Genomic DNA, 24613 nt, shown 5'->3' on the forward strand with positions numbered 1-24613 from the left:
CATGCAGACGCAGACGTCTCCTGTACTTGGAAAACCACGCATTACCGAATCCACTGGCCCGAAGCTGGGATTAATCACTGCGATCGCGACCCTTGGCGGCTTGTTGTTCGGCTATGACACCGGCGTCATCAGCGGCGCCCTTCCATTCATGACACTGCCTGGAAGCGAAGGCGGGCTGGAACTCACAGCCGCCCAAGAAGGCGTTGTGACCGCTTCCCTCGTTTTCGGGGCGACGTTTGGGGCGCTGTTTGGCGGACGCCTCTCGGATCAACAGGGCCGCAAACGCAACATCATGTTGCTCGCGATGATCTTCTTCATTGGTGCCATCGGGTGTGCCATCGCTCCGAACACCGCCATCATCATAGTTGCCCGCTTCATTCTCGGTCTGGCCGTTGGCGGAGCCTCGGCCACCGTACCGGTCTTCCTCGCCGAGCTCGCCCCAGCCTCACGACGCGGGCAGATCGTCACGGTGAACGAACTGATGATCGTTAGCGGCCAGCTCATCGCTTACAGCTCGAACGCATATCTCGGTTCCATATCCGACGACGGACACATCTGGCGCGGAATGCTGATGCTGGCATCCGTCCCCGCAGTGCTCCTCTGGCTGGGCATGCTGTTCGTCCCGGAATCCGCCCGATGGCTGGTCAGCAAAGGAAGGGTTGAGGAAGCTCGAAAGTCGTTGCTCCGGACGCGACCGGCGGACATCATCGACGACGAACTTCAGGAGATGCAGGCATCGGCGGCAAAAGACGCCAGGACCGGAACGGGCGACATCCGGGACCTCAAAACCCCATGGATTCGCAAACTTGTCTTCCTCGGGATTGCTATTGCATTCCTTTCACAGACAACAGGCGTCAACAGCATCATGTATTTCGCGCCTTCGGTCCTGATCTCAACGGGGCTGGACACGCAAGCGTCCCTGGTGGCAACCATCTGCAACGGCGTAGTGTCCGTGATCGCAACCCTGGTGGGTATCTATCTGCTGCATCGTGGAGTGGGACGGCGTCCGATCATCATTACTGGCCAAGCCGGACTGACCGCGGCACTGGCCCTCATTGGCATCTTCTTCCTTTTGCCGGAGTCCTCACTTCGCTCCTACCTCGTCTTGGCAGGCATGTTGCTATTCCTCTTGTTCATGCAGGCCTGCATCGGGCCCATTTTCTGGCTCCTGCTGGCCGAGATCTTTCCGTTGAGGATCCGCGGATTTGCCACGGGACCCGCGATCTCCTTCGTCTGGATCGCCAACACGATCGTGTCCCTGGTCTTCCCCATCCTTATCAACTCGATCCAAGGCTCCACATTCTTCCTCTTCGCCGTGATCAATATCGGAACACTCATCTTTTACATCCGATCAATTCCCGAAACCAAAGGCCGCAGCTTGGAAAAGGTAGAGGAGGAACTTCAGCTTCGCTTCACTGGACAAATACCGCTCACCCGGCCATGACCGGCCAGTCATCATCAATCACCGTCGAGGCGCAGGTGTTCCCAGGCCCGCGATAGGGCTTCTACGCGGGAGACGGCTTCGGGGGGTGGAAGCACCATTCCAGGCACGATTTGGCGGTTGAGCCGCGTGAGCGCTCCCACCCGGTCCACCATGCCTTGCCGGCGCGGTTCCAGGCCCGCGTCCGCCAAGGCGTTCGCGACGTTGCCGAAGGCAGCAACCCTACAAGGCGGACCCCACCGCCGAATGCTGGACGAGCCCGTCCACGAATGTCGCCAGAACCTTGGAATCAGCCAGTGCGTCCGGGGCCGCTGACAGCGGATCTACCTCAAAAACCGTGAAATCCGCGCGCTTGCCCACCGTGACGGAGCCGGACACCGCCCACTCCCCCGCAGCCTTGGCAGCGTGCGAGGTATAGCCCTCGAGCGCCTGCCGTGCCGTGAGGGCCTGAGCCGGCAGTACTGGCTGGTCGCCCGGCTGGCCGGCCCGCCGTCGCAATTGCGCGTCCGCCAGGATGGGCAGGGGCTCGAACGGGGCGATCGGCCAGTCCGATCCCAACCCGAGGGTGACCCCCGCGGTACGCAGGTCACCGCAGCGCCAAGCCCTGTTCGCCCGCTCGGTTCCCAGCCGGGTGGACCAGTTGTCTGTATGGTCAGCCCGGGAGTAATGCGTGCAGTGCGTGGGCTGCATGCTCGCCACGAGGCCCGAGCGGGAGAACCTCTCAATCAAGTCATCCGGGACGGTTTCGAGGTGTTCGATCCGGTGCACGCCTGGGGGTGCACCGGGCGGCAATGACTCGAAGGCGTCCAGCACGCAGGCCACTCCCGCGTCGCCGATGGCGTGCGTGGCCGTGGGAATCCCGCGGCCGGCGAAGAACCGAACGGCCTTGGCGTATTCCTCGGGGCACGGCCAGAACGGTGCCACCGACTCCCCTTGGGAATCGGGTTCAAACAGCCAGGCCGTGCCGTTGTCCACGGTGCCGTCAACGAACAGCTTGATGCCGGCCACCTCCCAGCGTCGCCCGCCCACTCCGACCTGCTCCGCGAGCCGGGTCCAGTTTTCCTCGCCGCTGCCGGGCATGCACCACGGCGAGATCCGCAGGCGCAGCGGGAGTCCGCCAGCCATGCCCTCTTCGAGGGCACCGGCTTCGAGGGCGCGGTAGAGCTCCAGTGAACCGTCCCCGCAGTCCATCACATGCGCCCCCGTCAGCCCGGACCGTGAGAACCGCCTGAAGAGTTGCGCTAGCCTCTCCTTCCGCTCGTCGAAGGACTCCAAGGGCATGACACGCGTAACGAGCTCTATGGCGGCGGCCTCCAGCAACAGCCCCGTCGGCTTACCGGTGCCGTCGCACACCACTTCCGACGCCTGGTCGAACGCGCGCGGCCCTGCCACCCCCGCGATGTCAAGGGCACGGGAACTGGCCAGCGCCGAATGCCCGTCGAAAAGGCGGATGAGGCACGGCTGTCCGGAGACGACGTCGTCAATCAGTTCGCGGTGGGCGGCGGCGGTTCCGAACACATTGGGGTCCAGGCCCCAGGCCCGCACCCAGTCCCCGGCGGGTGTTGCCTCGGATTCGGCGCGGAGCAGCGCCCGCACCTCAGCAAGGTTGTTGGCGCCGGAGAGATCGCAGCCGCGTACCAGCTCCAGCCCGAAGACAGGATGCATGTGGCAGTCCACCAGGCCCGGAGTCAGCACGGCAGCACCGAAGTCGATGACCTCCGCGGATGGCCAGTTTTCTGCGTCGGCACGGCTTCCGACGGCGGCAATCACGCCGTCCCGAACCGCCACCGCCTGCGGTGCAGGGCTCCCGGCGGGCAGGTTCTCCATAGTGTGGATGGTGTCGGCCAGGATGATGACATCAGGATTCATGGGTTTCAAAGCTTCCAATCTGCGCGAAGGTCTCGGGTCGGTGGCGCCGCACCCAGCGGGCGGTGAGCAGCCCGGCGATGAAGACCAGGGGCGCTACCAGGATGAGGACGGTGTTGGTCAGTGCGTCGGCAAAGGTGAGCAGCTCGATGTTCAGGCCGATCAGCAGCACCACGCCGAAGAGGAGGATGGCCGAGGCCAGGCTGAGCGGGACCAGCAATTTGTGCGTCACGGCCTCGGGATTGCGGCGCAGGTAGAGGAAGGCGGCCAGCGAGACCAGGCCCTGGAGCCCCACGATGCCGAAGATTCCTGGAGTGTTTACCCAGATCAGCAGCTGCTGGTAGGGATCGGCGTTGAGCGCGGCGCAGACGGTGATGACGGCGGCGGCGAGTAGCGTCTGCAGCTGGCCGGCCCGGTGCGGGGACTGGAACCTGGGGTGCGTCCGTCCCAGGAAGGCAGGCAATACGCCGTCGCGCGCCAGCATATAAACGTAGCGGTTGATCGCGTTGTGAAACGCGAGCTGGGAAGCGTAGACGCTGGTGACGATCAGCAGGTACATCACCACCTCGGCCCACGGTCCCACGTAGTGGTTGATGGTCTGGAAGAACATCCCGCCGGCAAGTTCACCGGCTGCTTCAACGGCACGGCCTTCGCCGTAGGCCTGGATGACGGCCCAGACGATGAAGGCGTAGAAGACGGACATGAAGCCGACGGCGATGTACATGGCCCGCGGCACGGACTTGTCCGGGTTGCGGGCCTCGGCCCGGTACAGCACGGTGGATTCGAAGCCCATGAATGCGGCGAAGCAGATGCCAAGGATCGCCAGGACTCCGGGGCCAAAAGCGTGCTCCGGGCTGAAAGAGCCCGCGCTGATTCCCTGGGCTCCGCCACTGCCGAGGATGCCCACGCCCATCACGGCGAGGATGCCGGTCTCGGCCACCAGGAGCACGCCGAGCACCTTTGCACCGACGTCGATCCCCCGGTAGCCGAGGAACCACACTGCAGCGACGGCGGCCAGCGCGATGGCCGGCCACGGCACGTCGAGGCCGAAGAGCACTTTGAGCATGTCGTGGGTCTGGACCGCGAAGAGGCCATAGACGCCGATCTGTAGGCAGTTGTACGAGATGATCGCCAGGATGGCGGAGGCCAGTCCCATGGTCTTGCCCATGGCCAGCGAGATGTAGGTGTAGAAGCCGCCTGAGGCTTTGACGTGGCGGGTCATGGCCATGAAGCCGATGGCGAAGAGGGTGAGCACGATGCCCGCCAAGAGGTAGCCTGCCGGGGCGCCGATGCCGCCCACGTCGATGGCTACGGGCGCCACGCCCGCCATGACGGTGAGCGGGGCTGCGGCCGAGATCACGAGGAAGGCGATGCCGCCCGTGCCCAGGGCATTACGTTTGAGCGCGCCGTCCGCGGACGACGTCGGTTGTCTGGTTTCGGTATCCGGCACTGGTCCGTCCTTTCTGAGGAGCCCTGCTAAACGAAAGGCTTTCGTTTATTATGAGGGCATGTGGCGCAGAGCACAACAGATTTCCCAAAAACGACGTCCACCGGTCCCGCCGACTAGGCTGGCTTTGACGTTCAAAAGCTGCAGTCAGGAGAACCTATGGGGCGCCCGCTCCTCCCGCTGATATCCGTGGAGGCCCTGACAAAAGCCGCGCTGGAGCTGGTTGATGAGAGCGGCGATTTCAGCTTCCCGAAACTCGCGAAGAAGATAGGGGTCAGCCAGTCCTCCATCTACAACCACGTCAGTGGCAGGGACGAGATCCTGGAGCTAATGCGGCACCGGATCATCACCGAGGAGCCGTATCCGCCGGTGGACCACAGCGACTGGGAAGCTGCCCTGAGGGTCCTCATCCGCGCCTACCGGGACGCGTTCATGCGCCACCCGCGGCTGGCACCCCTGCTGGTCCTGCAAACGATCACTGATCCGGCCGTCATCGGACTTTACGAGGACCTGGCGATGGCCCTCGAGGCAGCCGGATTCAGGGGACGGGACGTGGTGGCGGCCATCTCCACAATCGACAGCTTCGCCCTCGGCGCGGCCCTGGACCTGGCAGCTCCGGAGGTCGTCTGGGACCCGCCGGCGGAGGGTTACCCCGCGCTCAAGCGCGCACTCGGCGCCGCAGGGCCATCGGAGGAACGGGGCGGGCACGCCTTCGACTTCGGCCTAGACGTCATTATCGGCGGCCTGCGCGCGAAGCTTGCCTAACGAAGGACCTCGCGTACGTGATCTTGGCGGTTTAGGTACCCGGCGTCAGCTACCGGCCGCTTTCGCTGATTTCGCCGCGGCTTTGGCGGCCTGCTTGCTCGCGCGCACCTTGCTCAGCGACTCCTGGTCAACAATGTCGGCGACGGACAGGAAGGCGTCCTCCTGGCCGTAGTGGCCAGCGGCCTCGCGCCAGCCTTCTGCCTGGAGTCCGCACTGCTTCCCGAGAAGCGCAAGGAAGATCTTCGCCTTTTGCTCGCCGAATCCGGGCAGGGCCTTGAGCCTGCGCAGCACTTCCTTGCCGTCGGGGTCACCCTGGGTCCAGATGGCGGTGGCGTCCCCGTTCCACTCGCTGTGCACGGTCTCGGCCAGAGCCTGGACGCGTGCGGCCATGGAGCCCGGAAAACGGTGCACGGCCGGCCGCTCCTTGAACACGTCGACGAAGCCCTGGGGATCGTACCCGGCGATCGCCGCGGGTTCGATGGACCCGATGCGGGTGCGGATCTTTTCGGGGCCGGCAAAGGCGGACTCCATGGTCACCTGCTGGTCAAGCAGCATGCCGGTGAGCAGCGCAAACGCGTCATCGCTGAGCAGTTTGTCGGCAGCGGGATCCCCCGTGATGTGCAGTTCCATGCGTCTTATCCTGCCATTCGCTCCGGTCCGCCGTCATAAGTTGTGCTTCTATGTCCCGGCTAGGTGGCCTGCGAAGGGCCCTTCGACCGCCCACGCAGCGCAGCAACACCCCACACCGCAAGCAGCACAGCGACCAGGAGCAGCCCGGCCTCGCCGAGGTCCACCCGGCCCAGCCAAGTTGTCAGGGGGTCTTCGAGACCAAAGGCCGTATGGAAGAAGCCGCCCAGGGTAATGGCTGAAACGAACAGGGCGGACAGGGCTGAGATGCCCGTGATCAGGGCGTTGAAGCCCAGCTTCCGTTGCGGGTTGTGGAGGGCCGATCTGTACATGCGCATCATGGCGACGCCGTTCGTGGTGTCGAAGAGCGTCATGGCCGCGGTGAACGACAGAGGAAGCGCCAGGAGGGCCAGCGGGGAGACTCCGGCGAGGGAGGCCGCCGTCGTCATCACCAGGAGCCCGATGGTGGTGGCCGTATCGAAACCCAGCCCGAACAGAAATCCGATCACGTAAATGTTCCGCGGCCGCTGCACCCTGGACAGCGGCCTGGCCAGCAGGCGGGCAACAAATCCTTTGGCCTCAAGGTCCCCGTCGCGCACCTCTCCGCCGCCCTGCACGTTCCGGTACGCCTGCGCAGCCTGCAGGAACGCCGAGCCGTTGAACAGGCCCATGACCAGCAGGAACAGCCCCGAGACGCCGCTGCCGGTCAGTCCCAGCACCAGGTTTCCGGGGGTGCCGTCCTCCATGAACTGGCCCACCATGGCCGCGCCGCCCACCACCAGGACGCCGGCCAGGATCACCACGGAGCTGTGGCCCAGGCTGAAGGCGAACCCGACGCTCACGGGGTCCTTCCGCTGGGCCACGAACCTGCGCGTCGAATTGTCGATCGCGGCGATGTGGTCCCAGTCGTAGCTGTGCTTGACGCCCGCGAGGTAGGCGGTGAGCACCAGCCCCAGGGCAACGGACTGGCCGGCACCCGCGGTGCCGGCTCCAGCGGTGCCGGTGAAAAGAAGTACGACGGCGGCAACATGCAGCGCGGCCACCGCACCAAATGCAAACAGTATGCGGGTCCTTAGTGGCAGCTCTTCGCGCCGCCGGTACATTGCGGCGAACCCCGTCAGCGTCGCCATCAGTACTTCCTCAAATTCAGGGGCGCCTGCCCGTACCATTGTCCGCGCAGCAGGGCGGTACAGGCACCCAGCAGCCGGTTAAGTTCTTCCGTGGAGTCGGACAGGGACCGCAGCACCAGGCCGGTGGTTCCGCTGACCGGCGCCGTGAGGGACACCCCAGTGTAGGCGTCGTGGCCGGCCGTGAGCGCATGGAGTTCGTCGGCGAGCGCCTGGTCCACTCTCTGGTCCACCACAATGAGCGACCCCAGATGGCTGAAGCCCTCCATGAACGCCATGCCCGTGACGTCGGTGAGCGATGGCCGGATCAGCACGTTGTCCAGGGCCAGCAGTTCCGTGCGGCCGCCGGTCTCCACATGGATCTCGTTGCGGAGCCGCAGTTCCTCGTACCGGAATGAGGCCCCCTCGGGAGACCACCCCGGCGTAATCACCTCAGCCATCACCAGGCTCGACGACGGCTGCACGGTGATGCGCGTGTTCTGCCGGTAGCTGGCCTCCCGGTAGGCGATGAGCTGGTCCGGAGCCAGTTCCAGCTGTGCCCGCTCCCCCAGCCGCAATGTCATCCGCTGCTCGGCAAACGACTCCGGCGTCCGGTAAATCTTGGTGGCCGACTGGGTCGTCAGGAGCAGCTTCGCCCCGTCCGCCACCTCCACGTCAATGACGTAAAGGTCTGCCCCAAGATATGCCCCGCCGGGATTGACGAGGACATAACAAACCTGCCCGGACTCATCCAGATAGTGCGGCCGAAGAACCCGCAAGGCGCCCCGGTGGTACTGATGCGCGGCCACGGACCTGCCCCCGCGCACCTCGACCTTCAGCTCAAGCTCCCCCATCGGCGACTTAACGGCGGAGGCGGCGAGGCCGGGTTTGGGGGCCGCGGCGTGGCGGCACTCGTGGGGGGCCCACTGCTGCGAGGGCCCCGACTCGAGCTTGCGAGAGTTGGGAGCGGCTGGGGACGGGCACGGCCCCAAATCCGGCGAAGCCGCCTGCCCCAGCCCGAGAGCCGTCATTGGGCCAGGTCGAGCATCAGGACATCGCGCCGCACCCAGTCGATGACGGCGTCGAGCCCTTCGTCGGTTTTGAGGTTGGTGAAGCAGAATGGCTTCGAACCCCGGAACTCGCGGGAGTCACGTTCCATGATGGCGAGGTCGGCGCCGACATGGGGTGCGAGGTCCGTTTTGTTGATGATGAAGAGGTCGGACTTGATCATGCCCTGCCCTGCTTTTCGGGGGATCTTCTCGCCCTGGGCCACGTCGATGATGTAGATCGAGAAGTCAACGAGCTCGGGGCTGAAGGTGGCAGAGAGGTTGTCGCCGCCGGATTCCACGAAGATGACCTGCAGGTCCGGGTGGCGTTTCTTGAGCTCCTCGATGGCGGCCGTGTTCATCGACGTGTCTTCACGGATGGCGGTGTGCGGGCAGCCGCCGGTTTCGACTCCGATGATCCGGTCCTCGGGGAGGATGCCGTTCGCTGCAAGGATTTTGGCGTCCTCGATGGTGTAGATGTCGTTGGTGATGGCGGCCATGGAGACTTCACGGCTCATGTGGCGGGTGAGCCGCTCCACGAGCTGGGTCTTGCCGGCGCCAACCGGTCCGCCGATGCCGATCTTGATGGGTTCAGACATGCTGTCCTCCTACTAGCTCATGAACATGCGGGCACGTTGGCGTTCGTGCCGCATCTGCGAGATTTCCAGTCCGGGACTGAGGGCCCCGAAGTCGTCCGGCGCAAGGCGGCCAATCCGTTCGACGGCGGCAGCAACGCCGTCGGACGCTGCCCGCAGCAGCCGCTGGCCGGCGTTTTGCCCCAGCGGAACGGCACGGACGGCGTTCTGCGTAAGCGAGGTGACCGTCGCAAAGAGGTAGGCCGCGAGCGCTTCCGGCAGGGGCACACCCAGGGAACGGGCGACGACGGCGAACGCCAGCGGCTGATGGCCGGCGGCGCGGCCCGCACCCACCAGCTCCCGGTACTCCGTCAGCTCCGGGGAAGGAAACACTTCGGATCCAATCTCCAACAGCCGGGCACCCATCTTGGTGCTGGCCTCACGCAGCTGCCGCGGCAGGAGCTGCGCAGACAACAAGGCATCGAGCTCACCCACAGCAACGCCCTCGTAAAGGAACCGAATGGCCAGCCCGTCAGAGTAAGTAAGCTGCTGCCCCACGAAGGCAGCCAGCCACACCCCGAACGACTCCTCGTCATGAACCAACCCGCGGTCGATGTAGGTCTCAAACCCAAGTGAGTGCGCAAAAGCCCCGGTAGGCAGCGCCGAGTCGGTGAGCTGCTGCAGGGCGAGCTGGTAGGACATTCCGAAATCAGTGGCTGTGCTCGGCATGGCGGAAAGGCACCGGCAGAACGCGTTCTTGGCGGTCGTAGGGCACTCCCACGTGGCGAAGGTAGTCCTCGACGGTGTGGTCGTAAGCGCACACCATGACCTCGGCGCCGTAGTCGGAGGAGGCGTCGAAGAACTGGGCCTGCAGGTGGCGGTTGCCGAGGGAGTGTGCCACGACGCCCATCTCGTGGATGGTCCGGGGCGCCACCACCAGGACGTCGGTGGGCAGCACGGACACCACGATCATGCTGGTTTCGGCCACGTGCAGGATGTCGCCGTCGCGGAGGTCCCCGGAGCCGGACGGCAGCCGGATGCCGATTTCCTTGCCGTGGTCCGTGGTGACGCGCTGGATTCGCTTGACCAGCTCGGCGCTGGGAAGCACCACTTTTTCCTTGTGCAGCCCGGCGAAGGCCGCGGTCTCCGCCTCAGGGAGGTCGCGCAGGTTGCCGAGGATTTTTTCGATGATCACATGGGGCTCCGGGTGGTTGGGACTCAGAAGAGGAAATAGCGCTGTGCCAAGGGCAGCACGTCCGCCGGTTCGCAGGTGACGTCCTCGCCGTCCACCGAAACCCTGTACGTTTCCGGGTCCACCTGGATGTCCGGGGTGGCGTCGTTGTACTTGAGATCGGCCTTGGTCAGCGACCGGATCCCGGAGACGGGCCGGATGATCTTCTGCAGGCCAAGTTCCTCCGGCACGCCCGCGTCGATGGCGGCCTGGGACAGGAACGTGATGGAGGACTGCTGCACGGCCTTGCCGAAAGCGGCGAACATCGGGCGCATGGTCCGCGGCTGGGGCGTCGGAATGGAGGCGTTGGCGTCGCCCATCAGCGCATAGGCGATCTGCCCTCCCTTGAGCACCAGCTCGGGCTTGACCCCGAAGAACGCCGGGTCCCAGAGGACGAGGTCTGCGAACTTGCCCTCTTCCACCGAGCCGATGGAGTCGGCCATGCCCTGCGCGATGGCTGCGTTGATGGTGTACTTGGCCACATAGCGCTTGAGGCGGAAGTTGTCGCTTCCGGGTCCCAGACCAGCAGCGGAACCGTGCTCCTCACCCGAGGCGTCCTTCAGCACTCCGCGCTGCTTCTTCATCTTGTCCGCCACCTGCCAAGTCCGGGTGATCACCTCGCCCACCCGGCCCATGGCCTGGGAGTCGGAGGAGGTGATGGCGAAGATTCCCAGGTCCTGGAGTACGTCCTCGGCGGCGATGGTCTCGGCACGGATCCGGGAGTCTGCGAAGGCCACATCCTCCGGTATGTCCGGGTTGAGGTGGTGGCACACCATGAGCATGTCCAGGTGCTCTTCGATGGTGTTCCGCGTGTACGGCAGCGTGGGGTTGGTGGAGGCGGGCAGGACATTCGGCAGGCCGGCGATCCTGATGATGTCCGGGGCGTGCCCGCCGCCGGCGCCCTCCGTGTGGAAGGTGTGGATGACCCGGCCGGCGATGGCCCGGATGGTGTCCTCCACGAAGCCGCACTCGTTGAGGGTGTCGGTATGGATGGCCACCTGGACGTCGTATTCGTCGGCCACTCTTAGGGAGTTGTCGATCGAGGCGGTGGTGGATCCCCAGTCCTCGTGGATCTTGAGCCCGACGGCTCCGGCCCGGATCTGTTCGGCCAGCGGTTCGACGGCGGACGCGTGCCCCTTGCCAAACAGTCCGATGTTGATGGGCATCCCTTCGGCGGCCTGCAGCATCCGCTGGATGTGCCACTTGCCGGGGGTAACAGTGGTGGCTTTCGTGCCTTCCGCCGGCCCCGTGCCGCCGCCCACCATGGTGGTGACGCCGCTGGCGAGGGCTGTGGGCACCTGGTCCGGAGAGATGAAGTGGATATGAGTGTCCACGCCGCCGGCCGTGAGGATCTTCCGTTCCCCGGCGATGATTTCGGTGCTTGCGCCGATCACAATGTCCACGCCGTCGGTGATCTGTGGGTTGCCGGCCTTGCCGATCCTGTAGATATGGCCGTCCTTGAGTGCGACGTCCGCCTTGTAGATGCCGGTGTAGTCGAGGATGACCACGTTGGTAATCACGGTGTCCGGGACGTCTTCTTCCCGTACCACCTGGCCGTTCTGGCCCATGCCGTCGCGGATCACCTTGCCGCCGCCGAACACCACTTCCTCGCCGTAGGCGGTGAGATCCTTCTCGATCTCGAGGAACAGGTCAGTGTCCGCGAGGCGGATGGCGTCGCCCGTCGTCGGGCCGTAAAGGTCCGCGTACTGCTTGCGGGACAGCTCGAAACTCATGGTGTTCCCCCTGCCGTCGCGTGTGCGGACTCTGCCGCCCCAAGGCTGCCGTTGACCGCGTTGCTCAGCCCGAACACCTCGCGGCTGCCCGCGAGCTCGATGAGGCGCACCGTCCTGCTGTCTCCGGGCTCAAACCGCGCAGCGGTTCCCGCGGGGATGTCGAGCCGGCGGCCGAAGGCGGCCTGGCGGTCGAACGTCAGTGCGCTGTTCGCCTCGGCGAAGTGGTAGTGCGAGCCCACCTGCACGGGGCGGTCGCCGGTATTGACGACGACGACGTCGATCGCCTCGCGTCCCGCATTGACCGTCAGCGGTTCGTTCCGCAGGACATACTCTCCCGGAATCATGGTGCCCCTTATCGGATGGGATCGTGGACGGTGACGAGCTTGGTGCCGTCGGGAAAGGTCGCCTCGACCTGGACATCGTGGATCATCTCCGGGACGCCTTCCATGACGTCGTCGCGGCTCAGGAGGGTGGTGCCGTAGCTCATGAGCTCGGCAACCGTCCGCCCGTCCCGTGCCCCTTCGATCAGTTCGTAGCTGATGATGGCCACAGCCTCCGGAAAGTTCAGCTTGAGCCCGCGTGCTTGGCGGCGGCGTGCGAGGTCGGCTGCGACCACGATCATGAGCTTTTCCTGCTCGCGGGGCATCAGATGCATACCGGGTTCCCTTCTAGGACGGACACCCCCGCAGCATGCGGATGCACGCGCCCGGCGGTGTGTGACCAGCGTAATCCGCGGACGTTTCAGCAAGATTTCCTGGGCTAGCTGCCCTTCATCCGTGTTGCGATGTCGTCTGTGGACAGCACCGGCTGGCGGTATTCGTCGGACAGGATGCGCAGCATGTCTGCCGCGGCCCGCTCGTTTCCGGATGCCATGGCCTCCTGGGCGTAGACGACGCGGAAGTTGTGGGCGAAAGCGTCGGCCGCCGTCTGGGCAATGCAGTTGTGCGTGGCGACGCCGGCGAGCACCAGTTCCTCGACGCCCCAGTTCCGCAGCCGGGACAGCAGGTCGGTCCCGGTGAAGGCGCTGTCGCGCGTTTTAACCAGGCGGGGCAGTCCGTCGGTCTGAAGTCCGGGAACGAAGTCAGCCTGGCCGGAACCGCGGAAGATGAATCCCTGGTCGTCGTCCAGCATATTCAGGGACCAGGTGGACTTGTCCCGCTCGTGCTCGGTTCCGACCAGCAGAACCTTGGCGCCGCTTGCGGCCGACTCTCCGATGAGACGGTTACAGGCCTGAACCAGGGCGTCCTGCCGCTGAGCGAGGGCAGGATCCTCGAAGTAGGCGTTCTGCATATCGATGATCAGCAGGGCAATCACTGCGGTTCCTTTCCGTTGTTCGGCAGACGGAGGCCACAGGTTTCATGTACCCACGAAAGGGCCGGGATAACCCCAAGGGGGCGGCTCTACGGTGCCGAGGTCCGGATCTTGAGCTCGAACCCCGCTTCGACGTGCACACCGTCGTCGGACTTCTCCTTGCCTTCGATCCGGTCGATCAGGAGCCCGACTGAGCGCTCCGCGATTTCCTGCATGCCCGGGGCCACGGTGGTGAGCGCAGGGGAGGCGAAGCGGGCCTCATCAATATCGTCAAAGCCTGCCACGGCAACTTCCTGCGGAACTTTGACGCCTCGGATGAGGAGTTCATGCAGGGCTCCCAGCGCGAGGGCGTCGTTCAATCCGAAGACGGCGTCGAACGGTACTGCACACTCCAGCAGTGCATCCACCGCGGATGCTCCGGCATCCCGCCGCCACTCGGACGGGACGATGAGTGCCGGTTCAAAGTCCACCCCGGCGTCCTTGAGCGCCTGCCGGTAGCCCGTGAGCCGCAGCCCCGGACTTCCGGCGCTGTCCTCCGGTGATGCTCCGATCACTGCTATGCGGCGCCGCCCTCCGGCCAGCAGGTGGGCTGTCATCGCCTGGGCCGCCCGGACATTCTTCATGGTGACGGTGTCGAACCGCGGGTCCTGGATATGCTCGCCGAGCATCACGAGCGGCTTGCCTCCGCGCCGGTCCGCCACGGTGTCCGGGTCCAGCCTCAGCGGGGTGAACAGGAGCCCGTCCGTCAGCTGGCGGAACGGACCATGCAACGCACTGAGCTCGTTCTCCTCGAGTGCGGCGGACTGCTCCACGAGCACACGGTAGCCGCGGGCGGAGGCAACAGTCATGAGGCGCGAGGCCAGCTCCGCGTAATACGGGGCTGAAAGGTCGGCCAGAACCAGGCCGAGCATGCGCGACTTGCCAGAGCGGAGGCTGCGGGCGGTCAGGTTGGCCTCGTAGCCGAGCTCGTTAATGGCGTCCAGCACCTTCTGCCTTGTGGCCGGCCTGATGAACTCATAGTCGTTGAGGACGTTGGACACGGTTTTCAGGGACACCCCTGCCACGCGGGCAACATCATTCATGGTCACAGCCATCCGAGGCTCCTTCTCACGGCAACTTCTCGGTACATCGTTGCAGAATGCCGAACGCACCGCCCCGCCCGCAAGAATTTTCCAAGGTGGCGAGCCCACGCTGTCTCCAGGTCCAAGCTCTGTGGTCAGGCAACGGCGCCTGGCCACAGGGGGCCGGGGGCCCGTCGTCGTGGAGGAAGTTAGGGAACCAGGGGGATGCAGTGCCAGAAGGTCTCGAGATACCGGTGGAATCGGAGGGCTATGCAGCCGGGCACCCGGCCCCGGATGCCCAGCTGTTTGCCTTGGTCGGCTCGCACCGCGGAACCGGCCTCGAATTCCTTGCGCGGCTGGGGGCAGGCCCGCGCCGGATCACGTCCGCAGCCTTGGCCGCATCCCCCGGCATAGCCGGCACTGTGGTGCTGTCGACGTGCAACCGGTTCGAGGTCTACTTCGAGATTGCTGCCGGCACGGAGCCGTCCGCAGCCCGGAGCCGGGTGCTGTCGATTATCAGTGACTGCTCCGGCGTTGGCGGCGAAGAACTCCGCGGGTCCCTGGACTTTCTGTCCGGTCATGCGATGACGGCGCACCTCTTCTCCGTAGGTGCCGGACTGGATTCGGCGGTTGTCGGCGAACGGGAAATTGCGGGCCAGCTCCGCCGTGCCCTGGCCGCGGCCCAGGAATCGGGAGCGGCCAGCGGCGCCTTGATCCGCCTGTTCCAGGCAGCCTCACGCGCCGCACGCGACGTCGGATCCCTGACCACGCTAGGCGCCGCCGGGCGCTCCGTGGTCTCTGTCGCGCTGGATCTGGCTGCCGCGAAGCTGGGGCGCGACGGGATGGCCGGGTTGTCGGTGGTTGTCATCGGCACCGGAGCCTATGCCGGCTCCACCCTGGCGCTGCTGGCAGCCGGGCACTGTGACAACGTCTCCGTCTTTTCATGGTCCGGACGCGCCGAGGCCTTCGCCGCAGCCCGCGGCGCTGCTGCCCTGGGGCGCTCCGACCTGCCCGCGGCAATCCAAGGCGCCGATGTGGTGATCGGCTGCAGCGGCCGCGGAACCCGGCTCGGGGCAGATGAATTCAGGGGGTTCCGGCAGAACGCGCAGGAACGCCTCATCGTCGTCGACCTGGCCCTGAACCGCGACTTCGAGTCGGAGACCGGTGAGCTGCCCGGGGTTGAACTCATCACCCTGGACGCCGTGCGGATGGCCTCACCCCGTGAGCACTCTGCCGTCGTCCAGGAGGCCGCCGAACTCGTCCGGCAGGCTGCGCTGCGGTTCGAAGAAGACCAGCAGGCCCGTCTCCTGGACCCAGCGATCGTGGCGCTGCGGGGGCACATGCAGCGGGTTCTGGCCAGCGAGGTGGCGCGGGTCAAGAACCAGCATGGCTGCACCGCCACCGCCGAAGCCGTGGAGTTCGCTTTGCGGCGGGTGGTCCGGCAACTCATGCATGTGCCCACCGCCCGGGCACGGGAACTGGCGGCGTCCGGCCGGCAGGGCGACTACACCGCAGCCCTCGAAGCCCTGTACGGCCTGAGTGTTGAGCCAGACAGTGGCAATGCTCCGGTGCAGGCCACCAAATTGATGGCGGCAGGCTGATCTTTGGGGCGAGCCGCCGCCTAGTTTGGGGCTCGGCGCGGCCAAGTTAAGGGGCTCGCCGCACATGCCCGTGAATCGGCTCTGGCCGTCGCTGCTGGCCGGGATTAGCGTTTAATCAGCGTCCGCCCACGCGCGCAAGGAGGAACGTCGATGCACTCCCGGCAGTCAACAACCAGGCGAATGGCCCCTGTTTGTCGGGTCTTGGCCGTGGCCGCAGTTATCGCAGCCGCCACCTCCGGCTGCACCGGCCCCGGACAGGGTCCGGAACAGAGTCCGGGACAGAGTCCAGGCCAAACTCCGGAGCAGACGGCAGGGCAGACAGCCACCTCGCAGGCTCCAGGCCGAACGGCAGAAGGCGGTGCCGGGCAGACACCCGGGCAAGGACAACAACAGCCGGCCCAGCGAATCCCGTCAGGTACTGCGGACATTCCCGCGATCGTCAGCAACGTCCAGCCGTCCGTGGTGACAATCTTCACGGGCCGCGGTGGACTCGGAAGCGGCGTGGTGTATTCGGAGGACGGACTGATCCTGACGAACGAGCACGTGGTGCGCGGCAGCCGCGAGGTCGAAGTGGGCTTCGCCGACGGCCAACGAGTGTCCGGAACGGTGCGGGCAACCGACGCCATCTCGGACCTGGCGCTGGTGGAGGCGCAACGAAAGGGCCTGCCGGCCGCTAAGTTCCAGCCCGACCTGCCCCGCATCGGAGAACTGGCCGTCGTCATCGGCTCCCCGCTGGGGTTCGAAAACACCGCGACGGCGGGCATCATCTCGGGCCTCCACCGGGAGATCCCGGGGTCGGCCTCCAGCAGCCAGTCCCTCGTTGACCTGATCCAGACTGACGCGGCGATCAGCCCCGGCAACTCCGGAGGCGCCGTCGTGAACAGCCGCGGCGAAGTGATCGGCATCAGCGAGGCTTACATCCCGCCTCAGTCCGGCGCGGTTGCCCTGGGCTTCGCCATCCCCGCCGCCACCGCCGTGAAGGTCGCTGACCAGCTCCGCGAGGACGGCACCGCCGATCACGCGTTCATCGGCCTGGGGCTGGGGGAAATCACGCAGCCCATAGCCAGCGAGCTCGGCCTCCCGGACACCCTCGGGGCGCTGGCACTCTCCGTGCCGGAGGACGGCCCGGCGGCGAAAGCCGGAATCCGGGCCGGGGACGTGCTCATCAGGCTCGACGGCGACCAACTCACCTCGCCGGAGGATCTGCTGGCAGCACTGCGAAGCCGGAGCCCCGGGCAGACCGTGACCGTGGAATTCCGCAGGGGAACCGAAACCCAGGAAGTCAAGGTCGAACTGGTCGCGCGCCCGGCCCCCTAAGACCGGCTACACACGTCCGGCCGGCCCCGCCGGCCCCGTGATGCTGTTACGCGGCGAAGATACTCCAGGACGCCTCGTGGGTGGCGCCGGGCTCCAGCTGGATCAGGTCCGCGCCGGTGTTGAAGGCGTCCGGAGGGCAGGTCATGGGTTCCACCGCGAGCCCCAGCCTGTTCGGTGCGGGCGGCTGCTTGTCGGCTGTGTGGATCTGGAGCCACTGGCAGGTCCGGTCCCAGGCCATGCCTACTCCGGTCCCGCTCGGATCCCGGGCCACGAGTTGCGCGCGGCCGGCGTCGGTAAACGAGATGTCGGTGAAGGCGTGGTCGATCTTGGTGGCACCGATGCTGCGCGGCGCACGGAAATCGAACTCATGCCCGTCCACTCCCCGCACGGCCACAGGCAGCAGCCGGTCAGGGGTCACATCCAGAAACCTGCCGGCCGGAACCTCCAACGTCCATTCATCCAGCGGAGCCGGCCCCGCGAGCAGGTACGGGTGCGGACACACTCCATAGGGCGCGGTGTCCGCGCTGAAGTTGGTCGCCGTCACGCCCGCGTGCAGGCCGCCGGCCTCCAAACGGTAGTGGGCTGTGACCTTGAGCAGGAACGGATACCCGGGAGCCGGGCCCACAGTGCAGGCGAGGACCACGGCAGACTCAGAATGCTCCTTCAGCGTCCAGTCGAGGGGAAACGCCAGGCCGTGAAGGGCGCAGTCCCGCTCGGCTTCGTTGATGGGTAGTCGGTACTCGGCTCCCCGGAACGTGTATTTGCCGTCGGCGATGCGGTTGGGCCAGGGGGCCGCGATGATGCCCCTGTAGTCGGGGATGGGGCCGCCCTCCGGGAACGGGACAACCAAATCCCGTCCCCGGTGACGCAGTTCCCGCAGGGCAGCTCCCCGTGCCGTGACGGTCGCGCTGTACTCCCCCGCTTGGATTTCGTACTCGCTCACAGCCCACCGGCGAGCTTGTAGTACGCCGCGTTCCAGGCGAGTTCCTTCTTGAACTGCCGGATGGTGGTGCCGTCGTCAATGGTGAGGAGCTCGGTCCGGGCGATCTCGGCGAAGTCCTCGAACACGTCCATCCCCACCTGGGTGGAAAGGACGGTGTGGTGCGCTGCCCCGGCGGTCAGCCAGGCCGCGGCGGACGTGGCGAAGTCGGGCTTCGGGGACCACAGTGCGCGGGCAACCGGGAGGTTGGGCAGCGGTTCGTCGAGATCGACGACGTCGACGGCGTTCGCCACGAGGCGGAAACGGTCCCGCATGTCGGACAGGGCGACGACGACGCCGGGTCCGGCGTCGGTGTCGAAGACCATACGGACCGGATCTTCCTTGCCGCCAATGCCCAGCGGGTGGATTTCAACCCGCGGCTTGGTGGCCGTCAGGGAGGGGCACACCTCGAGCATGTGCGCGCCGAGGATCTTTTCCTGGCCAGGAGTGAGGTGATAGGTGTAGTCCTCCATGAGCGAGGCGCCACCCGCCAGGCCGGCGCCCATGACCTTGGCGGCACGGACCAGGATGGCCGTCTTCCAGTCACCCTCTGCGCCGAAGCCGTAGCCGTCGGCCATCAGCCGCTGCACGGCCATGCCGGGCAGCTGCCGCAGTTCGCCCAGGTCTTCGAAGGAGGTGGTGAAGGCGGCGGATCCGTTGGCTTCGAGGAAACTGCGCAGCCCCAGCTCGATACTGGCGCTGTAGCGGAGGGATTCGTGGCGGGCCCCGTCGGAGCGAAGCTCCGGCGCCACATCATAGAGCCGCTCGTACTCGGCGACCAGAGCGTCGACGTCGGACTCCGCGGCGCCGTGCACGGCGTCGGCGAGCTCGTTGACGGACCATGTGTTGACCGAGACGCCGAAGCGCAGCTCGGCCTCGGTCTTGTCACCTTCGGTGACGGCGACGTTGCGCATGTTGTCCCCGAAACGGGTCAGCTTCAGAGTGCGGACGGCGGCCCAGCCGGCGGCGGCCCGCTGCCAGACGCCGACTTGGCGGGCGACCTCGGGGTTGGAGACGTGCCCGACGACGGTCTTGCGCGGCACGCCGAGGCGGGACTGGATGTAGCCGAACTCGCGGTCGCCGTGCGCGGCCTGGTTCAGGTTCATGAAGTCGAAATCGATGTCCGCCCACGGCAGCTCAACGTTGGCCTGGGTGTGCAGGTGCAGCAGGGGCTTGCGGAGCAGGTCCAGGCCTTGGATCCACATCTTGGCCGGAGAGAACGTGTGCATCCACGCGGTCACACCGATCACTGAGTCATCCGAATTCGCTTCCAGGGCGGTGCGGCGGATCGCGTCGGAATCTGTCAGCACGGGCTTCCAGACCAGCTTGACCGGTACCTCGGAGGCTTCGTTGAGGGCGGCGGCGATCTCCTGGGACTGGGCGGCGACCTGCTTCAGGACGTCCTCCCCGTAGAGGTGCTGGCTGCCGGTGAGGAACCAGACCTCGTAGTGCTCGAGGGAGGTGTTGTTGGCGTTGGACATGTAGTTCTCCTGGAAAGCTTCGGGGGCCTGACGGCCGTGCGACTGGCCTGATGACCGGGTTTGGGCCTAGCGGCCGTAGACGTTCTGGTAGCGGGCGAAGAGGGACTCGATCTGGACCGGATCGATGGGCAGCGGCTCGCCGAGCTGCCGGGCGATGTGGACGGTGCGGGCCACTTCCTCGCACATCACCGCAGCCTTGACGGCCGAGCGGGCGTCCTTGCCGATGGTGAACGGGCCGTGGTTCTGCATCAGGACCGCCGGGGAGTTTGACCCCTGCAGGGTTTCCACAATGCCGCGGCCGATCGAGTCGTCCCCGATCAGGGCGAACGGCCCCACCGGAATGGTGCCGCCGAACTCATCGCCCATCATGGTCAGCACGCACGGGATGGCTTCACCGCGGGCGGCCCAGGCCGTGGCGTAGGTGGAGTGGGTGTGCACCACTCCACCGACGTCGGGCATGTGCCGGTACACGTAGGCGTGGGCGGCCGTGTCCGAGGACGGCGTGAGGTCCGGGTTTTCCCATTCGGCCGGGACACCGTCGGCGTCGGCGCTCAGGCTGCTCACCGGCGTGCCGTAGAGGTCCGTGACCACCATGGCCTCGGGGGTCAGGTCGTCGTAGGACACGCCCGAGGGCTTGATGACCATCAGGTCATAGCCCGGGATCCGGCCGGACACGTTCCCGGCCGTCCAGACGACGAGCCCGTAGCGCGTCAGCTCCGCATGCAGTGCGCAGACATCCCGGCGGACCCGGGCGATGGTTTCCAGCAGGGCGCTCATGCCGAGACCTCCTGGGCGAGCTGGGCGGGCAGGGACTGGGCGGGCAAGGACTGGGCGGCATTGCGCTGGATGGCCTTGAGCCGGTGCATGACGTCGTTGGTTCCCCTGCCGAAGTAGTCATGCAGGGTCCGGTACTCGCGGAACAGTTCCTCATACGCGGCGACGTTGTCCGGGATCGGTGTGTACACGGCACCGGGGGCGGAGCCCATCGCCGCAGCGGCGGCACGAATGTCCGGGTACTTGCCTGCTGCGACGGCAGCGTGGATGGCCGAACCGAGTGCGGGCCCCTGGGCCGAACCGATGGTGGAGAGCTGCAGGCCGGTGACGTCGGCGTAGATCTGCATCAGCAGTTTGTTCTTCAGCAGGCCGCCGGCAACGATGAATTCCTTCACCGGCACACCGGCGTCGCGGAAGGCGTCAACGATGGTGCGGGTGCCGAAGGCCGTGGCCTCCAGCAGGGCCCGGTAGATGTCCTCGGGGCGCGTGGCCAGGGTCTGGCCCACCACCACTCCGGAGAGCTCATGGTCCACCAGGACCGAGCGGTTGCCCGAGTGCCAGTCCAGGGCGATCAGGCCGTGCCCGCCGATTGCCTGGGCCGCTGCGAGTTCGGTCAGGTATTCGTGGATGCCGAGTCCTGCAGCGCCGGCAGCCGCGTGGTATTCGGGCGGAACCCCGTACTTCGTGAACCAGCCGAAGATGTCGCCCACCCCGGACTGGCCGGCCTCATAGCCCCAGAGCCCGTCGACTATGCCGCCGTCCACCACACCGCACATACCGGGCACCTCGCGCAGCACATCCCCGTTCATCACATGGCACGTGGAGGTGCCCATGATGGCCACCAGCTGGCCGGGCTCAACGGCTTTGGCCGCCGGGGCGGTGACGTGGGCGTCCACGTTGCCGACGGCGACGGCGATACCTTCAGGCAGCCCGGTCCACGCTGCGGCCTCGGCCGTCAGGTACCCTGCGGCGTCGCCCAAGCGGCCGATGGTCTGGTCCAGTTTAGCGCTAACAAAATTGCTGAATTGCGGATTCAGGGCGGCCAGGAAGTCCTCGGACGGGTAACGGCCGTCCTGGTAGATGCCCTTGTATCCGGCGGTGCAGGCGTTGCGGACGTAGCTGCCGCAGAGCTGCCAGACAATCCAGTCGGCAGCCTCCACCCAGTGGTCCATCTCCGCGTAGGCCTCGGGATCCTCCTCCAGCAGCTGGAGCCCCTTGGCAAACTCCCACTCGGAGGAGATCAGGCCGCCGTACCGAGGCAGCCACGTTTCACCCCGTTCGGCGGCGAGGGCATTGATGCGGTCCGCCTGCCCCTGGGCCGCATGATGGCGCCAAAGCTTGACGTATGCATGGGGCCGGTTGGCGAAACCCGGCACTTCATTCAGGGGCGTGCCATCGGCCTTTACCGGCACCATCGTGCAGGCGGTGAAGTCCGTCGCGATCCCCACCACCGCTGAAGGGTCAATGCCCGCATCCGCGATCGCCGCAGGCACCGCATTGCGGAGCACGTCGCGGTAGTCGTTCGGCACCTGAAGCGCCCAATCCCCGGGAAGCCGGGCGGTTCCTCCATCCGCTGCGCCCGCCACATCCGCCGGAAGCGCCTCGGTGAGCACCGCGTGCGGGTAATCAAACACACCGCTGCCGAGCTCCTTGCCGTCCCGGACCCGCACCACGACCGCCCGGCCCGACAGGGTGCCATAATCCACCCCGATCACGTAATTGTCACTGCCGGCCTTGAACCCGGCGTCCCCACTGGCTTGCATGCTGAAACCTCCATCCGGGAGGTACTGGCCCCTATGCCCGGTGTCGAAATGTAAAAGATTCTCTTCGATTGTGAACGCTAACATATCTCTGCGTCAAGCATTGCTGACACCCAATATTGGCCGGCGCTTGCCGGGCCAGGCCCGACCGCCGCCATCGCATCAGGGCAAGGAGACGGGGGCTCCGCCAAGCTTGGCAGAGCCCCCGTCCTTCCGGGTGCCGATGGTGCCGGTCGCGCTAGCCCAGCTGCCCGCGGAGACGCTCCAGCTCCGTTTTCGTAACGGGCAGGACGGTGCCGTGGCGCGGCGCGCGCGGGAGCTCGTAATTACTCGAGAGCTTCCAGTTGGGGTTCTCCAGGCTGGTGCTCTCCAGCGGGATATAGCCCCGGCCGCCAAACTCGTCCACGAAGAGGTAATACTTCTCTTCGGTGTTGGACTTGAAGACGGTGGGCCCCTCGACGCCGCCGGTCCCGGCGTTCCTGCCGATGCAGTTGGCCATCAGGGACCAGGCGCGTGGGTTTGCAGCAGGCAGATCAACGGCCAGCAGGTCTGTGGACTTCTCCTGCATGATGTCGAGGCACCCGGAAACGCGGGCTTCGTCCTTCGTGAAGCGGTAGTAGGTGTCGCCTTCCTTGATGACAGTGGAGTCGATGACAGAGTCACCCGGGTCGTTCCAGACTTTCGCCTCACTGAAGGTCCGGAAGTCGCGGGTGGTGGAGTACATCATCTTGTTGTGGGTGCCGCCCGCGTGGTTAGAGTCGCTGTCGGCGTAGATCTTGGAGGCCCAGTAGACCACGTAGGCCCCGATTTTCTCGTCGTAGTGGGCTTCCGGCGCCCAGGTGTTCCCGGCCGTGTCCGGGGAGACCTTGACGTGGCGTTGCTCGGACCAGTTCACAAGGTCCGTTGACTCCCAGACCTCGATGTACTGACTGCCTTGGCGCTGGGAGGAATCCCACGAGGTTCCGCTGCCGATGGAGAGGTCGGTGGCGATCATGTAGAACTTGTCGCCTTCCGGGGATCTGATGATGAAGGGGTCGCGCAGGCCTTTGGTGCCCAGCTTGGAGTTGAGGACGGGCTTCCCGCCGTTCAGCTCATCCCATTTGAGCGCGTCGTTGCCGCGGCTGGCGGCCATGAAAATGTTCTCTCCGGCGAGGTCGTTGCCAGTGAAGTAGGCAAAGGCGTACCCCTCCCTGGCTTCTGCCTTGGGCAGCGGCAGAACAGTCACGAAGAACCTCGTCCTGGCCTTCACCGTTCCGAGGGTAACGGTTGCGTGCAGGTTAAGCTTTACCGGTTCGCTGCCGTACGCCGGCCGAGTAACCTCGCCGGTGGCGGTGATGACGGAGCTGTTGCTCGACTTCCAATCCACTCTGGTTCCGTGAAGTCCAGTGGTCGGCAGGGTTATGTTGCCGCGGATTCCTTCGGCGTCCCACACGTTCAGCGCGGCCGATGCCTCACTGACTTTCTGGTCGTCACTGATGTCTTCGAGGACCGTCACAGTGAAAGTCCTGGAAGCTGAGGCCCCACCTGAAGTGGCGGTGGCCGTCAGCGTCATGTTGGCGTTCCCGGTTCCGTGGGCGGGGCGTGTCACCACGCCTTTGGACGAAACGACGGCTTCGTTGGAAGACGACCACGCGTAAACCGATCCATTGGGTCCTGTGAGAGGCAGTTTTACGTCGGCGGTGACGGCACTGGTATCGCCGAGTGACAGTTCCTTCAGATCGAGGGCCACCCGCTCTTCCGGAGAGACGTAGCCGAGCTCCCGCACTTCGGCCGCAGAGAGCGCCCGATTGTAGATGCGGAAGTCCCGGACCTGCCCTTTCAGGTACTTGTCACCGGTGTAGACAGACCGCCCAAGATAGTTCGCCGTCGTCGTTCCTCCTCCGATGCTCCCGGGGGTGATGGTGACGCCGCTCTTGCGGGAGACCTCGGTGCCGTCCTCGTAGAGGACGGCCGTACCGCCGCTGAGGGTGTAGGTGATCGTTTTCCAGGCGCCGCGTGCCAGGTCCCGTCCGGTGCTGGCGGTCTGCTCGGTTGACCAGTTGCCGCTGGCGATGGAGGTCCGGTACGAGTTGCCGGTGGTGAAGAGGTAGCCGTTGCCGGTGCCGTTGGTTGTGTTGCCCATTCCCCAAATGAAGTAGGGGGCGCCTTGGTCTGGCGCGATTTTTACGTCGGTTGAGACGGTGATGGCGTCCAGCCCGCGCATGACGTCGTTGGGGAGGCGGACGTGCGCGTTGGTACCGCCGAGTTGCAGGCCTTCGGTTCCCAGCAACGCGGCATCACCGCTGATCACTCCGTTCCGGCCGTTGCCGGAACTGTCTTCTGCGACGGAACCGGCGGATTCCGTGAGGTTGTATTTGAGGACGAGGCCGTCGTCGACGGCGGCCTGGGCCGGCGCCCCGGCGGCAAGCCCGCCGAGCGCCAGGACAGCAGCGGTGATCAGTGCCGGGCCGGTGCGGGCCTTTGAGGGTGTGGTGAGCATAGAGCCACTTTCG

Annotated in this window: 22 protein-coding genes; 4 read left to right on the plus strand and 18 right to left on the minus strand. The window is 65.9% G+C overall.

All coding sequences use genetic code 11. From position 1 onward, the window contains the following. Position 1 precedes the first annotated feature (1 nt). A complete protein-coding gene (locus tag AC5RUM_RS02265; protein ID WP_494033404.1) occupies positions 2-1444 on the plus strand; it encodes a sugar porter family MFS transporter in 1443 nt (480 codons plus the stop codon). Between the two features lie 219 nt (positions 1445-1663). Here the strand turns inward: AC5RUM_RS02265 and AC5RUM_RS02270 are convergent, their stop codons facing one another. Next, a complete protein-coding gene (locus tag AC5RUM_RS02270; protein WP_494033405.1) occupies positions 1664-3310 on the minus strand; it encodes an amidohydrolase in 1647 nt (548 codons plus the stop codon). After that, complete coding sequence (locus AC5RUM_RS02275; RefSeq protein WP_494033406.1) at positions 3300-4757, minus strand: APC family permease; 1458 nt, start codon at positions 4755-4757, stop codon at positions 3300-3302. Before AC5RUM_RS02275 ends, AC5RUM_RS02270 begins: the two co-directional genes overlap by 11 nt. A 156-nt stretch (positions 4758-4913) precedes the next feature. Between AC5RUM_RS02275 and AC5RUM_RS02280 the strand changes: the two genes are divergently transcribed. Beyond that, positions 4914-5519 (plus strand): TetR/AcrR family transcriptional regulator, encoded by a 606-nt coding sequence (locus AC5RUM_RS02280; protein WP_494033407.1) that lies wholly within the window; start codon positions 4914-4916, stop codon positions 5517-5519. A gap of 45 nt (positions 5520-5564) precedes the next feature. Here AC5RUM_RS02280 and AC5RUM_RS02285 read toward each other — a convergent pair whose 3' ends face one another. The 11 genes from AC5RUM_RS02285 to AC5RUM_RS02335 all read right to left on the minus strand — a co-directional run bounded on the left by AC5RUM_RS02285 (position 5565) and on the right by AC5RUM_RS02335 (position 14242). Further along, positions 5565-6149 carry an HhH-GPD-type base excision DNA repair protein gene (locus AC5RUM_RS02285; RefSeq protein WP_494033408.1) on the minus strand — a complete coding sequence of 195 codons (585 nt, stop codon included), beginning with the start codon at positions 6147-6149 and terminating at the stop codon, positions 5565-5567. Between the two features lie 59 nt (positions 6150-6208). After that, positions 6209-7276: a HoxN/HupN/NixA family nickel/cobalt transporter gene (locus AC5RUM_RS02290; protein WP_494033409.1), complete on the minus strand. Its 1068-nt coding sequence runs from the start codon at positions 7274-7276 to the stop codon at positions 6209-6211. Further along, a complete protein-coding gene (locus AC5RUM_RS02295) occupies positions 7276-8106 on the minus strand; it encodes an urease accessory protein UreD (protein WP_494033869.1) in 831 nt (276 codons plus the stop codon). Before AC5RUM_RS02295 ends, AC5RUM_RS02290 begins: the two co-directional genes overlap by 1 nt. Before the next feature lie 173 nt (positions 8107-8279). After that, positions 8280-8897, minus strand: coding sequence for an urease accessory protein UreG (ureG, locus tag AC5RUM_RS02300; RefSeq protein ID WP_400577443.1), 618 nt, complete (start codon positions 8895-8897; stop codon positions 8280-8282). Between the two features lie 12 nt (positions 8898-8909). Further along, positions 8910-9602 carry an urease accessory protein UreF gene (locus AC5RUM_RS02305; protein ID WP_494033410.1) on the minus strand — a complete coding sequence of 231 codons (693 nt, stop codon included), beginning with the start codon at positions 9600-9602 and terminating at the stop codon, positions 8910-8912. Further along, positions 9583-10068 (minus strand): urease accessory protein UreE, encoded by a 486-nt coding sequence (ureE, locus tag AC5RUM_RS02310; protein ID WP_494033411.1) that lies wholly within the window; start codon positions 10066-10068, stop codon positions 9583-9585. The genes AC5RUM_RS02305 and ureE overlap by 20 nt, the downstream gene beginning before the upstream one ends. A gap of 23 nt (positions 10069-10091) precedes the next feature. Next, a complete protein-coding gene (ureC, locus tag AC5RUM_RS02315) occupies positions 10092-11837 on the minus strand; it encodes an urease subunit alpha (protein ID WP_494033412.1) in 1746 nt (581 codons plus the stop codon). Further along, positions 11834-12181 (minus strand): urease subunit beta, encoded by a 348-nt coding sequence (locus tag AC5RUM_RS02320; RefSeq protein ID WP_494033413.1) that lies wholly within the window; start codon positions 12179-12181, stop codon positions 11834-11836. The genes ureC and AC5RUM_RS02320 overlap by 4 nt, the downstream gene beginning before the upstream one ends. A gap of 8 nt (positions 12182-12189) precedes the next feature. Then, positions 12190-12492: an urease subunit gamma gene (locus AC5RUM_RS02325; protein ID WP_494033414.1), complete on the minus strand. Its 303-nt coding sequence runs from the start codon at positions 12490-12492 to the stop codon at positions 12190-12192. 104 nt (positions 12493-12596) lie between these two features. After that, on the minus strand, positions 12597-13151 hold the full coding sequence (locus tag AC5RUM_RS02330; RefSeq protein ID WP_494033415.1) for a cysteine hydrolase family protein: 555 nt from the start codon (positions 13149-13151) through the stop codon (positions 12597-12599). Positions 13152-13237: 86 nt separating this feature from the next. Continuing rightward, on the minus strand, positions 13238-14242 hold the full coding sequence (locus AC5RUM_RS02335) for a LacI family DNA-binding transcriptional regulator (RefSeq protein WP_494033416.1): 1005 nt from the start codon (positions 14240-14242) through the stop codon (positions 13238-13240). A 269-nt stretch (positions 14243-14511) separates the two neighbouring features. On the opposite strand from AC5RUM_RS02335, the gene AC5RUM_RS02340 reads away from it, so the two are divergent. Beyond that, the gene (locus AC5RUM_RS02340; protein WP_494033870.1) at positions 14512-15810 is read left to right on the plus strand and encodes a glutamyl-tRNA reductase; all 1299 of its coding nucleotides are present in this window, start codon (positions 14512-14514) and stop codon (positions 15808-15810) included. Positions 15811-16272: 462 nt separating this feature from the next. Next, positions 16273-17127 carry a S1C family serine protease gene (locus AC5RUM_RS02345; RefSeq protein WP_494033417.1) on the plus strand — a complete coding sequence of 285 codons (855 nt, stop codon included), beginning with the start codon at positions 16273-16275 and terminating at the stop codon, positions 17125-17127. A gap of 46 nt (positions 17128-17173) precedes the next feature. On the opposite strand, the gene AC5RUM_RS02350 is transcribed toward AC5RUM_RS02345, so the two are convergent. The 5 genes from AC5RUM_RS02350 to AC5RUM_RS02370 all read right to left on the minus strand — a co-directional run bounded on the left by AC5RUM_RS02350 (position 17174) and on the right by AC5RUM_RS02370 (position 24600). Then, positions 17174-18070: an aldose 1-epimerase family protein gene (locus AC5RUM_RS02350; RefSeq protein WP_494033418.1), complete on the minus strand. Its 897-nt coding sequence runs from the start codon at positions 18068-18070 to the stop codon at positions 17174-17176. After that, the gene (gene araA, locus AC5RUM_RS02355; RefSeq protein ID WP_494033419.1) at positions 18067-19587 is read right to left on the minus strand and encodes an L-arabinose isomerase; all 1521 of its coding nucleotides are present in this window, start codon (positions 19585-19587) and stop codon (positions 18067-18069) included. The genes AC5RUM_RS02350 and araA overlap by 4 nt, the downstream gene beginning before the upstream one ends. Before the next feature lie 66 nt (positions 19588-19653). Then, entirely contained in the window at positions 19654-20364 is a 711-nt protein-coding gene (locus AC5RUM_RS02360; RefSeq protein ID WP_494033420.1) for an L-ribulose-5-phosphate 4-epimerase, read from the minus strand. Then, complete coding sequence (araB, locus tag AC5RUM_RS02365) at positions 20361-22124, minus strand: ribulokinase (protein WP_494033421.1); 1764 nt, start codon at positions 22122-22124, stop codon at positions 20361-20363. Before araB ends, AC5RUM_RS02360 begins: the two co-directional genes overlap by 4 nt. Positions 22125-22359: 235 nt before the next feature. Beyond that, on the minus strand, positions 22360-24600 hold the full coding sequence (locus tag AC5RUM_RS02370; protein WP_494033422.1) for an immunoglobulin-like domain-containing protein: 2241 nt from the start codon (positions 24598-24600) through the stop codon (positions 22360-22362). Between the last annotated feature and the right edge of the window lie 13 nt (positions 24601-24613).

The organism is Arthrobacter sp. B2060, from assembly GCF_059090445.1.